The sequence below is a fragment of the Pseudarthrobacter sp. MM222 genome (assembly GCF_947090775.1).
In the GTDB taxonomy this organism is placed as follows: Bacteria; Actinomycetota; Actinomycetes; order Actinomycetales; family Micrococcaceae; genus Arthrobacter.
Genome location: NZ_OX352321.1, coordinates 673,643 through 687,318, shown reverse-complemented (window position 1 = coordinate 687,318; position 13,676 = coordinate 673,643). Strand labels below are relative to the sequence as shown.

Here is a 13,676-nt window from a genome sequence, read left to right as displayed (position 1 = left end):
GACCAGCAATCTTGCAACTATTGGTGTCGAAATCGTACCTGTACGTTCCCGACAGTTCCCGTCCAAAGCGTGTCGTAAACGTGTCGCTGGGCAGATACGAAGGAATCTCAATGACGTTGTCAACGAAGACTCCCGTCCGGAGCGGAGCATCGCGTAGCTGTGCCCGACGGAGCCGCCACAACCCGAGGGCGAGCAGCGGATGGGTTGTGGGAGGAAATAAGCGAAGCGCCGACACTAGGCACAGCAAAAAACAGAAAAACGCTTCTACAGCCCGAGCGCAGCGAGGACCGATCATCTAACTCAAGCGTTGGATAGGGTGAGGCTGGGAAAGGCTGGCCGCCGTCACCCGTCGTTCAGGAGCACCTACAGGGTGCTCTTCGCGCGCGCCCTGGGCGACTCGGGCTCGTACTCGGCCAGGGCGGCAAGCATGTTCTGCATCCCCACAAGCAGAAGGACTGGACTGACCCTGCGCCTCGGTCTGGTGACGTCGCGGCTCATCACTCGGCCGCATCTGAGCCGGGGGTGAACATAGTGCTGATTCAATCCCCGGCTGTCCGATAGCCCACGACTGGTTGGAGCTTGTGCTGCCTCGGGTCCGGACCGAGTCAGTGGCTAGCGGGACGGTTCGACTTCGCAAATCGGGCGCCGAATGCCCGGCGAGGACCGTCCGGCATAGGATTGGGGGACTTAAACTGGACGTTTCAACGGAGGGTGCAAGCTATGGGGTCACAGAATCAATTCCAGATCGAAGTCCTCGGTCCCATAGCCTTCGATCTGCCGTTGGATAGTGAACTTGTCTACTTCGAGGGCTTCGACCGCCATCAAAGCCGGTTGCTAGCGGCGCTGAACGGTGTGAGCCGCGAACTGGCCGAAGAGGAGCCGCCGACGGGGGCTGTTCCTTGGACGGTCGCTGCGATTGAGGAACAAGATCTCCTTTATACGCCGCCCGGCGGCCGTAACCGTGACGTTCTCCCAATGGCTCTCGTGCGTTACGAAGATCCTCTCGTCTCGGCCCTCGTCGACGGAGACTTAAAGGCCGTCGCCGGTGAAAACTGGTCTCTTCGCGCGCTTTCGGTGAACTTTTTCACCTTCTCCGTGGCGTGCGTGCGTCTCTCGATGACCGTCACGCTACCGCCCTCCGTGGACTCGCACGCGTTCGCGATACTCACCGAGCAGATCACCACCCGACTAAGTACTCAGCTTTGGCGCAGGCTCGAGAGAGTGGTACAGGCTTTTGAGCAAGGCGCGAGGCTCGCAATTCCCCTTTCAGTAGACGACGGTTCCGGTTCCACCACATCGAAAGATGATGGACTCCTTTGGCTGCAACGGGTATTCATCACCGAATCCGACGACCCAGCTGCAGCTCGTGACCACTATCGGGGCATGCTTCCGAACTTTTACGAGGTGCTTGAGTTTCGTGACTCCGTGGTAGTGATTGGCGTGGACAACAGTGTTATTGCCTGCCACGCAGCGGCTGAAGAGCCTGATTGGATCATTCGGATCTTCGAGTTCGAGGCCGCAATGCTTGCGCGGGCCCTGGCCATAGATGGAGCGTTGTTTGACGAGCTAAACGCGCTCGTGGTGACGTCCCGGGGAGCTAACCGTCGCCAGTCCCTCAAACATGTCAGGTTCGCCACCCGCAGCTTCGAAGGGTCGGAGTTGTTCCGGTCGAAGGTGCAGAGCACCGTCGCCTTCCTGGGGAGTGCCTCTGTCGGTGTCTGGCAGTCGCGGACGCGCGTCTCGGGTTGGGGGCAGTTGGAGGCATCTACAGAACGAAAGCTCACGCTGCTTAGTCGTATGGCGCAGCAGCGATACAGCGAAGCCGAGGCGCATCGAACCGATCGTTTCAACCGGCTCGCCCTGATGTTCACGTTGTTCACTGTACTGAGCAGTGGCGCAGCCCTCGCAGACTTCGTGGTCGGCGGGGCCATACTCGGCGTCAACGAGACACGGTTAATGTTGCTCACGACCATGACGGCGGCCTTCTCGGTGTTGGTCCTCGCTACCTCCCTCACCGCTCGGCCCCTGCGCGTCTGGCGGCGGAAGCAAAGTGAGTGACGCGCTCGACTTAGGAGCGGCCCGGGCCGCAGCCGCCGGGATCTTCCCCGGGGCAGAACTAGCCTGGGTCGGAGAGGGCCACCATTCCGTCGTATTAGGTGTTAGCCCCGTGACGGGCGCACACGTCGAACCTTCGTCGGTCGTGCGCGTCCGGCGGCACCCGCCACGGCCATTCCCGTGTGACTTCTATAACTCGTTACTGGAAGGCGGGGTGCCGCTCGTTCGACTTCTTGGTCGTCCTCTCGAGCGGAGCGGCTACGAGGTTTCCACTGCTGAATACCTCCGGCCGGGGCTGGTTTCTCAGGAAAGCTACGTCAGCTTGTTGACTGCCCTGCATTCAGCCCCGGTCGAGCGGAGCGGTGCGCCGGAATGGGACTGGCTGGAGCGGACGGCCAACGATCTCAGAGAATCTCGTGGAGTGCACGTTGAGCCGCTTTCGGAGGTCTTCGACCGGGTGAAATGTCGACTCGGGCGAGTGGGGACCGGGCGGGTATCAGGGTTGCACGGCGACCCGCACCCGGACAACATCGGCTTCGCCTCTGACGGTCGCGCAAAGTGGTTCGATCTCGACGACATATGTGTCGGACCGGTTGCCTGGGATTGGTCGAGCGCGATCTTCATTGCGCGCCGGTTCGAAAACCATCGATGGGATCTCGACCATCTCGCATGCGCCGCCCAACAGGACTGTGGTGGCCCCGCCCCGGACGCAGTTCTGGATGAGATGGTGACACTCCGCGAACTCAATCTTCTCCTCGCTGGATTTCGCTTGCTCGATCAACGGCACCATACCGAGCTACTGCACCGGGTCCGCACGCTTCAGGACGGCGACCGAGAGGCACGATGGACTCTCATCGACGACTTGTAGGGCCGACTGGCCGGCCTTTTTAGTTGGAGTTTGGCTGTCCACGGCGCCTTCGGCATTTCCGCCGGAGGCAAGAAGACCACGTTTTGAGCCTGTTCAGGGACGATGGTTGTCGCCTTTGTAACATTAAGGGACCAGCGGAAAGGCCGCCTGAGCCTTCGTTCAGAACGAGGTTTCCGAAGACGTCCAAGGCTCTCCCTCCCGTGTTGGTTACCCGCGCAGTGACCTGGGTCTTGCCGTCGCTATCGCGGGCAGCGGTAAGGGAAGTGAGGCTGAACTCAGCAGGCTTTCCGTCACCCGGCCCTACAGTGTCAGCACCGGTCGAAAAGTGAGCCATTTCGGCCGGGCGGCGGATTTCAGCGGACGCTGCAACGGTTTATGGTCCTGTCGGTGGTGAAGCCAGTCTAGCCAGGTGCTCCATGGGGCTCTGCCACCCCAGGATTTCGCGAGGTCGCCGGTTGAGTTCCGCGGCGACCATGGCGAGGTGTTCTGGGCTGTGGACGCCCAGGTCTGTGCCTTTCGGGAAGTACTGGTTGATGTTCTCATTCGAGCCGCGCTGCCAGGGGCTGGCGGGGTCACAGAAGTACACCGGGATTTGCGCCGCTCCCGGATAGAGGAGCACGGATTGCGGGCTACCGGTGTTGTTCAGCAAGCACGCACGTAAGCGTGTCGTGCCCACTTTTTAGGCATGAAAAACCCCTCCGTTCGGGGCAAAATTGCCGGAACGGAGGGGTTCGTAGGGCCCCCTGTCGGATTCGAACCGACGACCCCCGCTTTACAAGAGCGGTGCTCTGGCCAACTGAGCTAAGGAGGCATTCCTTCGCGCCAAACGGACCGTCGCCCGGGAAGGGCGTGGCGCCACGGCGCTAGATAAGGTTAGCCCACTGACCCCCGGTGGTAAAAACCCGGTCGGGACGCGCGCAGGACCGCCGCCGAATGGCCTGACCAACCGCGTGCCCACGCCAAAACAGTCGGCCCGGCTCCGGACGAATCCGGGACCGGGCCGACTGCTGTTGCCTTGCGGTGGCGCTGTTACTGCTTGGCGTCGATTGCCGCCGTGAGGAACTGCTCAAACGGGGTCTGGGCGCTCTCGCCCTTGCCCCACTGCTTGCCTTCGACGAAGACGGTGGGCGTGCCCGTGACCCCAATGGCCGAGGCTTCCTGGGTGGTGTACTTCACGAACGGGCGGTAGGTCTTGTCATCCACGCACTTGTCGATGCTCTTGGCTCCGAGGTCGGTTGCCATCTTCTTCAACTCCGAGTCCGGCAGGCCGGCACCGCCTTCGGCAGGCTGCTTATCGAAGAGCGCGTTGACGAAGTCCGAGTACTTCTCCGGGGATTCGTTGACCACGCAGGCGGCGGCGTTGGCCGCGCGGGAGGAGTAGTTGGTGGTGGACCGGCTGTCCAGGAAGCCGAGCGGGCGGTACTCGACCGAGATTTTGCCTTCGTTGCGCAGGCTGGTCAGGGTTTCGTTGTACTGCGCTTCGAAGTTCTTGCATACGGGGCAGATGAAGTCGATATAGAGGACAACCTTGACCGGTTTGCCGGCCTCAGGCTCGGCGCCCGGGGCGGTGACCTCGGCCGGCGGCGTGGCCGGCGCTGCCGGAAGGTCGGCGAGCTTGACCGTCGCCGAGGGCAACTGGGCTACCTCGGAATTGGCGAGCAGCGTGACGCCGCCGTGGATGTTGCCGTTGGCCGGCGTGGGCCCTTCGTCGGCGATCGGGGCGTTGTTCCTGATGCTGGAGGTGACCACCAGAGCCACGATGGCGAGAATGGCCACGACGGCGGCAACGATGCCCCAGCCGATGAGCAGCTTGTTGCGCTTTTCTTTCTTCAGCTGCGCCTCGCGGATTTCACGGGCTTTCTCGCGGGCCGCGGCAGTGCGCTCTGCTTTGGACTGACGGGGGTCGTTTGCGGGGCTCATTAATTCCTCGTGTCGATCGGCCTGGAATGCTCCACTGGGTGGCAACTTCATCATTTTAGGGGAGAAACCCGAGAGCTTGCGCTTTCAAGTTTTGCCTTCACGCCTCCTAACGGACGAATGGCCCGGAAGATTCCGTCCGGCTAGGGTGGGCTGAGAGCCACAAGCGACCCCAGGGGGCAGCAATGCAAGCGACCGACCGCGCCGACCACGGCAATGAACAAACCTCCGAAGCGGACGAAATGCCCCAGGGCAAGGCATCCAAGGCCACTGCCGAGGCGGACTCACTATACGACTTCATGGTGGTCTCCAATCGCCTGCCCGTCGACCGCTGTTCCCCGGACGAGCCCGGCTGCGAGGACGGCTGGCGCCGCTCCCCCGGGGGCCTGGTGACCGCCCTCGCACCCATGATGACGAAGACGGACGGCGCCTGGGTGGGCTGGCACGGCGCTCCTGACGAAACCGTAAAACCCTTCAGCCACGGCGGCATTGACCTGGTCCCGGTCCAGCTCAGCACGGACGACATCGAGCTCTTCTATGAGGGCTTTTCGAACGCCACGCTCTGGCCGCTGTATCACGACGTGATCGCACCCCCGGAGTTCCACCGGACCTGGTGGGATTCCTACCGGCGGGTCAACCGGAGGTTCGCCGACGCCGTCATCGAGCACGCAAACCAGGGCGCCACGGTCTGGGTGCAGGACTACCAGCTGCAGCTCGTGCCCAAGATGCTCCGCGAGGCACGTCCGGACCTGAAGATCGGGTTCTTCAACCACATCCCCTTCCCGCCGCCGGAAATTTTCGCCCAGCTGCCGTGGCGCCGGGCCATCATCGACGGATTGCTCGGTGCCGACCTGGTCGGCTTCCAGCGCCCCAGCGACGCCGGTAACTTCATGCGCTCCGCCCGGCGCTTCCTCGGGGCCAGCGTCAAACAGCAACAGATCCATGTCCGGGGGTCCGACGGCGAGACCACCCATATCGCCCGTGCCCAGGCGTTCCCCATCTCGATCGACGTCCAGCAGATCAGCGAGCTGGCGCGGAGACCCGAAATCATCGAGCGTGCCAGCCAGATCCGCCGCGATCTCGGCAGTCCCAAGACGATCCTGCTCGGTGTCGACCGGCTTGACTACACCAAGGGCATCCGGCACCGGCTCAAGGCCTACGAGGAACTGCTGGCGGACGGCCTGGTCTCAGTGGAGGACGCCGCGCTGATCCAGGTTGCGAGCCCCAGCCGGGAACGCGTCGAGCAGTACCGGTTGCTGCGTGAGGAGGTCGAGGGCACCGTCGGCCATATCAACGGCACTTACGACACCATGCAGCACACTGCTGTGCGCTACCTGCACCACAGCTACCCGATTGAGGAAATGGTGGCGCTGTACCTGGCAGCGGACGTCATGCTGGTCACGGCCCTCCGGGACGGCATGAACCTCGTGGCCAAGGAATACGTCACGGCCCGCACGAACAACGACGGCGCGCTCGTGCTGAGCGAGTTCGCCGGCGCCGCGGACCAGCTCAAGCAGGCCCTGCTGATGAACCCGCACGACATCGACGGGCTCAAGGACACCATCATGAAGGCCGTCACCATGCAGCCCGCCGAGGCGGGGCGCCGGATGCGCTCGATGCGCAAACAGATCCTGGACCACGACGTCGACCTGTGGTCCTCCGACTTCCTCGCCGCCCTCAAAGAGAAGGTAATCCGCGATGACTCCTGAGACGGCTCCGCTGTCCCTCTCCCCGGAACTGCTCGAGGCTATCCGCCGGGTGGCCGCTACGGACCACCTGCTGGTCGCGATGGATTTCGATGGCACCATGGCACCCCTCGTGGACCATGCCTCGGATTCCCGTTCACTCCCCCGTTCGGCCGCGGCCTTCGCCGCGTTGGCCGAGCTGCCGCGGACGACGACGGCGCTCATCTCGGGACGCGCCCTGGAGAGCCTTCGGGCCGTCGCCTTCCCTCCGGATAAGACCCTGCTGATCGGCAGCCACGGGGCGGAAGCGTGGATGGGTCAGGGCTCCTCCCCGCTGGTCCTCGACGACGCGCAGCGTGAGCTGCTCGCCGGCATCCGCCGGGTTCTCGAGGAGATCGTGGAGGAGGCCCCGGGCACACTGCTGGAGGACAAGCCGGCCGGGGTGGTGCTGCACACGAGACTTGCCGCCGACGACGTCGCCGAAGACGCCGTGTCGGCGGCCCGCGCCGTGCTGCAGGACCGGCCAGGCGTCTTTCTGAAGACCGGCAACCGTGTCCTGGAAACCGCCGTGGTCCACGCCTCCAAAGGTGAGGGCGTGGACTTCCTGCGGCAGGCGACCGGCGCCTCCGCCGTGGTCTTCGCCGGGGACGACGTCACGGACGAGGACGCCCTGGGCAGGCTGCTCCCGGGGGACGTGGGCGTGAAAGTCGGCCTGGATTTCACCCAGGCCGAGTTCCGCGTCGAGGCGCCGGTACATGTCGCCGAACTGATGGAGGCCCTCCTCCGGGAACGCAGGCGGGCAGTCGGCGCCTGACGTCATGTAAGACGGATCACGTGTGACATTCGTAACTTTTTAGCCCTTTTGCTAAAAATCTGACATACTCTAGTTGTGATGTGGCGCACAAGAACCGTGCGGCGTCACTGGATACTCCTCGGCTTCGGCCGGGGAGTATGCGCGCGACCAGAGAACCACAGCTGAATTAACAACTGCATAAAAAGACCATTCACTACGGATCGTCCGGCACGTACCTGCCGGTGAAGGGATTGATAACTGTGGCTACAGTTACTTTTGACAACGCAACACGTCTGTACCCGGGCACTGACAAGCCCGCTGTTGACAAGCTCAACATTGAAATCGCCGATGGCGAATTCCTCGTCCTCGTTGGACCCTCCGGCTGTGGAAAGTCGACCTCCCTGCGCATGCTCGCCGGTCTTGAGGACGTAAACTCCGGCCGGATCCTCATCGGCGACCGCGACGTCACCGACGTTCCGCCAAAGGACCGTGACATCGCCATGGTCTTCCAGAACTACGCGCTGTACCCGCACATGACGGTTGCGGACAACATGGGTTTCGCGCTGAAGATTGCCGGCGTCAGCAAGGAAGAGCGCGCCGAGCGTGTCCGTGAAGCTGCCAAGCTCCTGGACCTCGAGCCGTACCTGGACCGCAAGCCGAAGGCACTCTCCGGTGGCCAGCGCCAGCGCGTTGCCATGGGCCGCGCCATCGTGCGTAACCCGCAGGTCTTCCTCATGGATGAGCCGCTGTCCAACCTTGACGCCAAGCTCCGCGTGCAGACCCGTACGCAGATCGCATCCCTGACCCGCCGCCTGGGCGTCACCACGGTCTACGTGACCCACGACCAGGTTGAGGCCATGACGATGGGTGACCGCGTCGCGGTGCTGAAGGACGGCCTGCTGATGCAGGTAGACACCCCGCGCAACCTTTACGACAAGCCGAAGAATGTCTTCGTAGCCGGCTTCATCGGCTCCCCCGCCATGAACCTCCTGGAACTTCCCGTCGTCGACGGCGGCGTCCAGTTCGGCGGCACCGTTTACCCGGTTCCCCGGGACGTCCTCGAGGAAGCCCACGGCCAGACCGTGACCGTCGGCTCCCGCCCGGAGGACCTGGAGAACGCACCCGAGGGTGAGGGCCTTCAGGTAGAGGTCGACGTCGTCGAGGAACTCGGCGCCGATGCCTACGTCTACGGCCACACCACGCTGGACGGCCAGAGCCACGACATCGTGGCCCGCGTAGACGGCCGCCGCCCTCCAATGAAGGGCGAGTCCATCTGGGTCCGTCCGCAGTCAGGCCACGTACACCTGTTCGACACCAAGACCGGCCTGCGCCTGGGCGACTAGTCCCCACCGGTTCCCTAACCTCGCTCCGCTTCGGCCAGGGAACCCTACCGGCGTGGGCCCACCCACCCACGGGCGCAACTGACGGCGGTCCTCCCCAACCGGAGGGCCGCCGTCTGGCGTTTTAACCGCCCGCTTAACGCGCGGCCCTGCAAATACGGAAGAATTGGCACATGACCGAGGAAAGCAACGCCCAGTGGCACGACGAACCCACCGACTACGGTCAGATCGGGAAGCTGCCCCGATTTGAGGCCGCCAGCGCCAACGACGCAAAGGGCGCGGTGGCGTCCAGCTCGCTGAGCATCACCGCGGCCGCCGCCGAACCGGAGCTGCTTGACCTGCCCTGGCATATCGCGCTCGAGGACTGGCCGGCGGAATACCTCGCCGCGCTCCCCCGCGGCATCTCCCGGCACATCGTGCGGTTCGCCCACCTCGGCGGCTCCGTCATCGCCATCAAGGAAACCTCCGAGCACGTCGCCCGCCACGAGTACCACATGCTGCGCAAGCTGGCCCGGCTGGATGTCCCCTGCGTGGAGCCGGTGGCCGTCATCACGGGGCGCACCACCCCGGACGGCCGCTCCCTCAATCCCGTCCTCGTCACGCGGCACCTGAAGTTCTCCATGCCCTACCGCGCCCTCTTCTCCCAGATGTTGCGCAAAGACACCCTCACCCGCCTCATCGATGCGCAGGCGCTCCTGATGGTCCGGCTGCACCTGATCGGGTTCTACTGGGGCGACGTCTCGCTCTCCAACACCCTGTTCCGCCGCGACGCAGGCGCCTTCGCGGCGTACCTGGTGGATGCAGAGACAGGCGAGCTGTACCCCGATCTCTCCACCGGGCAGCGCGAGTACGATCTCGAAATCGCGCGTGTCAACATTGCGGGTGAGCTGATGGACCTGCTCGACGGCGGGCTGATCGAGGAAAAGGTGGATCCCGTGGCCACCAGCGAGCTCATCATGGACAGCTACCGCCGGCTCTGGACGGAACTGACCGAGAAGGAATCCTTCGAGATCGGTGAGCGTTGGCGGGTGGCCGCCCGCATCCGGCGGCTCAACGAGCTCGGGTTCGACGTCGGGGAATATGCGATCAAGACCACCCAGAACGGCTCCACCATCCAGCTCCAGCCCAAGGTGGTAGACGCCGGGCACCACCAGCGCCGCCTGTTGCGCCTGACCGGACTGGACGCGCAGGAAAACCAGGCCCGCCGGCTCCTGAATGACATGGACTCCTTCCGGGCGGACAACAACCCGGACATGGACGAGGAATACAGCGCCCATCTCTGGGTCAGCCAGATCTTCGAGCCGATTGTCCGCTCCATCCCCCGGGACCTGTCCGGCAAGCTCGAACCGGCGGAAGCCGTGCACGAGATCCTCGAGCACCGCTGGTACATGTCCGAGAAGGAGAACCGCCACATTCCGCTGGCCGAAGCGGTGCAGTCCTACATCGACTCCGAACTGCGCCACCGCCGCGACGAGGCTGCCATCATGCTCAATCCGGACACGGAAATGCTGAAGATTTTGGAGGTCGAAAACGAGGAGTCCCGCTACGGCGCCGACGAATCCATCGAGGAATACCCCGACTCCGACGACTAGGATCCCACGGTCCTAGCGCGGCCGGGTTAAATCGCCTTGCCGGGGTTCAGGATGCCGGCCGGATCGAAAAGTTCCTTGATCCGGCGCTGCAGCTCGCGCACGGGCTCCTTCTGCTCGAGTCCCAGCCAGCGCAGCTTGTACTGGCCGATCCCGTGCTCCCCCGTGATGGTGCCGCCCATCGCCAGCGCCACGGTGATCGACTTATCCAGGGCCGCGCCGAGCCGTTCCATGGCGCCGGCGTCGACGGCGCTGTCCACCCGGTCCACCCAGAACGTGGGGTGCAGGTTCCCGTCCCCGGCATGCGCCACGACCTTCAGCTGGACTCCGTACGTCAGGGCCATGGCCTCAAGCTCGGCAACGTAATCCACCAGCCGGGAGCGGGGCACTGCGACGTCCTCGCCCACCCGGTATTCATCGTCCACCTCGACGCCGCGGCTGTTGCGGCGCAGCTCAACGAGCTGTTCGGCCTCCGTATTCGCCTCCATGGTCACCACGGCCCCGCCCGCCGCGAGCAGGGGCCGGATGGCCGCCGCCTCGGCCGCTGCGCCAAAGCCGTCAGTCTGGATGAGGAGCAGGGCGGCACCACGCGCTGCAAGGTCCGAGCCGTGGATATCATCGAGCTGGGCGAGTGAGCCGCCGTCGAGCAACTCCATGATGGCCGGCTGCACCCGGGCCTGTCCGACGGCGAGGACGCCAGCCGCGGCGCTGCGGAAGTCCGGATAGAACGCCGCGATCGTGTGCACCTCGCTCGGAAGGTACTTGAGCCGGACGGTGACGCCGACGACAATCCCCAGCGTCCCCTCGGAGCCCACGAAAAGCCCGGTCAGGTCATACCCGGCCACGCCTTTGAAGGTCTGGTGGCCGGTGTGGATGAGCGAGCCGTCGGCGAGTACGACGTCGAGGGCCAGGACCGAGTCCCGCGTCACGCCGTACTTCGCGCAACGCAGTCCACCGGCGTTTGTGGCCACATTCCCGCCGATGGTCGACATCCTGAAGCTAGCCGGGTCCGGGGCGAACATCAGCCCGTGGTCGGCGGCGGCGGCGTTGAGGTCCGCATTGATGACGCCGGGTTCGACGACGGCCGTCTCGTCGTCCGGGTTGAGGTCCAGGATCCGGTTCATGCGCTCCAGGCTCAGCACAACGCAGCCCTGGCTGGCGTGGGCGCCGCCCGAGACGCCAGTACCTGCTCCGCGGGCCACCACGGGCACTCCCCGGGCTGCGCAAGCGCGGACGGTCACCTGGACATCCTCCACGGATTCGGCGAACACCACCGCCTGGGGAAGCTGGAAGTCCAGCACCGGGGCCTGATCCACGGCGTACGCAGCCAGCGCCGCCGCGTCCAGCACAACTTTGGCCGGGCCCAGTGCTGAGGCGAGCTCGTCAATGATGCTCATGCGGTCTCCCGTTCTTCGAATCCGGTCTTCAGTGTAAGCCGGGAATCAGCACCCCGGATTCTGGTCGCTGCCTGGCATCATCGGTGATGCAGCTCACTAATGCAAACGCTTCCAGAATCATTACCCTCGTGGCGGGTGCCTAGAAATCTAAAGACGCTGGCGCAACTAAGGCTCGCCGTAAAATATCTGGAAGCGTTTCCATTTTGGCCGTTTGGGCCATACGCTTACCGGCATGTCCGTCGATTCCGTACTCGCCGCCCCCGCAGGTCTGGCCCGCCTGACCGGTCCGCTGACCGGCCCATTGACCCCGGTGCACGCTGCCGACCACACCCCCGGGTGGTGGCGCTCGGCCGTCATCTATCAGGTCTACCCCCGATCGTTCCGGGATCTGAACGGAGACGGCATCGGCGACCTGGCGGGCATCACCGCCGAGCTTCCCAAGCTCGCCGAACTGGATATCGACGCCGTCTGGCTCTCGCCTTTCTACCGCTCCCCGCAGCGCGACGCAGGCTACGACGTCAGCGACTACTGCGACGTCGATCCCCTGTTCGGCACCCTCGCCGACTTTGACGCCATGATCACCGAAGCCACCCGGCTGGGCCTGCGCATGATCGTGGACCTTGTTCCCAACCATTGCTCCGACCAGCACCAGGCGTTCCAGGCGGCCCTGGCTGCCCCCGCCGGAAGCCCGGCGCGGGACATGTTCATCTTCCGCGACGGACGGGGCGCCTTCGGGGAGGAGCCGCCGAACAACTGGCAGTCCCACTTTGGCGGCTCGGCCTGGACGCGCATCACGGAACCCGACGGCACGCCCGGCCAGTGGTACCTGCACCTGTTCGATACGTCCCAGCCGGACTTCAACTGGGACAACGACGCCGTGCACAGGGAGTTCGAACGCGTTCTGCGCTTCTGGCTGGACCGCGGGGTTTCCGGATTCCGCGTCGATGTGGCCCATGCCCTCGTCAAGGCGGCCGGACTGCCGGAATGGGGCGGGCGTGCCGACGGTGCCAGCAGTGACGGCTACCCGGGCCATGAGGCCCCCATGTTCGGCCAGCCTGCCCTGCATGACATCTACCGCAAATGGCGGCGGATCCTGGCCGAGTACGGCCCCGACCGCATCCTCTGCGCCGAGGCCAACGTGGACCCGCTCCCCCGCCTGGCCGACTGGGTCCGCCCGGACGAAATGCACCAGGCGTTCAACTTCCCGTTCCTGCACGCCGGCCTCGACGTGGGGCGGATGCGCCATGTCATTAACGAATCGCTGACGTCGCTGGATTCCGTCGGTGCTCCCAGCACCTGGGTGCTCTCCAATCACGACGTCGTCCGGCACGCCACCCGATTTGGCTACGACGGCCACGCACCGCGGGATGGCGACGGGATCGGACCCTTTGACCCGCAGCCCAACGAGGCCCTTGGCCGGTCCCGGGCGGCAGCCGCCACGATGTTCATGCTTGGCCTGCCCGGCGGTGCCTACCTGTATCAGGGTGAAGAGCTCGGCCTGCCGGACGGCATCGATATTCCGGACAACCAGCGGCAGGATCCGACGTTCGGCCGCACGGGCGGCCAGCGGCTGGGCCGTGACGGCTGCCGCGTCCCGCTGCCCTGGCGCAGCGGCGAGCTCCACGCCGGTTTCGGAACCGGAGCGAACCCGTGGCTTCCGCAGCCGGCGAGCTTCAGTGCACTGGCACGGGACACCCAGGCCGCGTCGCCGTCGTCGCACCTGAGCCTGTACCGGCGCATGCTGGCGCTGCGGCGCGAACTGCGGCTCGGAGCCGGATCGTTGTCCTGGCTCGAGGACTGGTGCACGGACACCTGCCTCGCCTACCTCAACGGGACCACCCTGGTGTTGATGAACGTGGGCCACGAGCCGGTGGAGCTCCCCGCCGGGACGGTCCTGCTGCGCAGCTCCGCCGCCTCTGCCCAGGCCAGCGAGGCAGAAAGCGAATGGGCGGAACTGGCCGAGGACCGGCACCGCCTCGGATCAGGTGAGACTGTCTGGCTGGAAATCTACCTCGGGGACACGGAGCGCTGA

At 64.8% G+C, this 13,676-nt stretch carries 9 protein-coding genes, 1 tRNA gene and 1 pseudogene; 7 read left to right on the top strand and 4 right to left on the bottom strand.

Going from position 1 to position 13,676, the window contains the following annotated elements; translation table 11 throughout:
* The first annotated feature begins 720 nt into the window (after nucleotides 1-720).
* Both OM977_RS03265 and OM977_RS03260 read left to right on the top strand, forming a co-directional pair.
* Nucleotides 721-2,058: a hypothetical protein gene (locus OM977_RS03265; protein WP_264356115.1), complete on the top strand. Its 1,338-nt coding sequence runs from the start codon at nucleotides 721-723 to the stop codon at nucleotides 2,056-2,058.
* Between the two features lie 109 nt (nucleotides 2,059-2,167).
* Nucleotides 2,168-2,923, top strand: coding sequence for an aminoglycoside phosphotransferase family protein (locus OM977_RS03260; RefSeq protein WP_264356114.1), 756 nt, complete (start codon nucleotides 2,168-2,170; stop codon nucleotides 2,921-2,923).
* Between the two features lie 373 nt (nucleotides 2,924-3,296).
* Here OM977_RS03260 and OM977_RS03255 read toward each other — a convergent pair.
* From OM977_RS03255 to OM977_RS03245, 3 genes and pseudogenes are all read right to left on the bottom strand, one after another.
* A pseudogene (locus tag OM977_RS03255) lies at nucleotides 3,297-3,524 on the bottom strand (transposase); the annotation flags it as partial.
* Nucleotides 3,525-3,660: 136 nt separating this feature from the next.
* Nucleotides 3,661-3,734: transfer RNA gene (locus tag OM977_RS03250), tRNA-Thr, on the bottom strand.
* Nucleotides 3,735-3,952: 218 nt separating this feature from the next.
* Nucleotides 3,953-4,843: a DsbA family protein gene (locus tag OM977_RS03245; RefSeq protein ID WP_264356113.1), complete on the bottom strand. Its 891-nt coding sequence runs from the start codon at nucleotides 4,841-4,843 to the stop codon at nucleotides 3,953-3,955.
* A gap of 239 nt (nucleotides 4,844-5,082) precedes the next feature.
* Between OM977_RS03245 and OM977_RS03240 the strand changes: the two genes are divergently transcribed.
* The 4 genes from OM977_RS03240 (at nucleotide 5,083) to OM977_RS03225 (ending at nucleotide 10,250) form a co-directional block, all read left to right on the top strand.
* Entirely contained in the window at nucleotides 5,083-6,549 is a 1,467-nt protein-coding gene (locus tag OM977_RS03240; protein ID WP_264357274.1) for an alpha,alpha-trehalose-phosphate synthase (UDP-forming), read from the top strand.
* A complete protein-coding gene (gene otsB, locus OM977_RS03235) occupies nucleotides 6,539-7,339 on the top strand; it encodes a trehalose-phosphatase (RefSeq protein WP_264356112.1) in 801 nt (266 codons plus the stop codon). The genes OM977_RS03240 and otsB overlap by 11 nt, the downstream gene beginning before the upstream one ends.
* 239 nt (nucleotides 7,340-7,578) lie before the next feature.
* The gene (locus OM977_RS03230; RefSeq protein ID WP_264356111.1) at nucleotides 7,579-8,661 is read left to right on the top strand and encodes an ABC transporter ATP-binding protein; all 1,083 of its coding nucleotides are present in this window, start codon (nucleotides 7,579-7,581) and stop codon (nucleotides 8,659-8,661) included.
* 170 nt (nucleotides 8,662-8,831) lie between these two features.
* Nucleotides 8,832-10,250, top strand: coding sequence for a DUF4032 domain-containing protein (locus OM977_RS03225; protein WP_264356110.1), 1,419 nt, complete (start codon nucleotides 8,832-8,834; stop codon nucleotides 10,248-10,250).
* Between the two features lie 26 nt (nucleotides 10,251-10,276).
* Here OM977_RS03225 and OM977_RS03220 read toward each other — a convergent pair whose 3' ends face one another.
* Nucleotides 10,277-11,644 (bottom strand): FAD-binding oxidoreductase, encoded by a 1,368-nt coding sequence (locus OM977_RS03220; RefSeq protein ID WP_264356109.1) that lies wholly within the window; start codon nucleotides 11,642-11,644, stop codon nucleotides 10,277-10,279.
* Between the two features lie 232 nt (nucleotides 11,645-11,876).
* On the opposite strand from OM977_RS03220, the gene OM977_RS03215 reads away from it, so the two are divergent.
* Nucleotides 11,877-13,676, top strand: a complete 1,800-nt coding sequence (locus tag OM977_RS03215; protein WP_264356108.1) for a glycoside hydrolase family 13 protein — start codon at nucleotides 11,877-11,879, stop codon at nucleotides 13,674-13,676.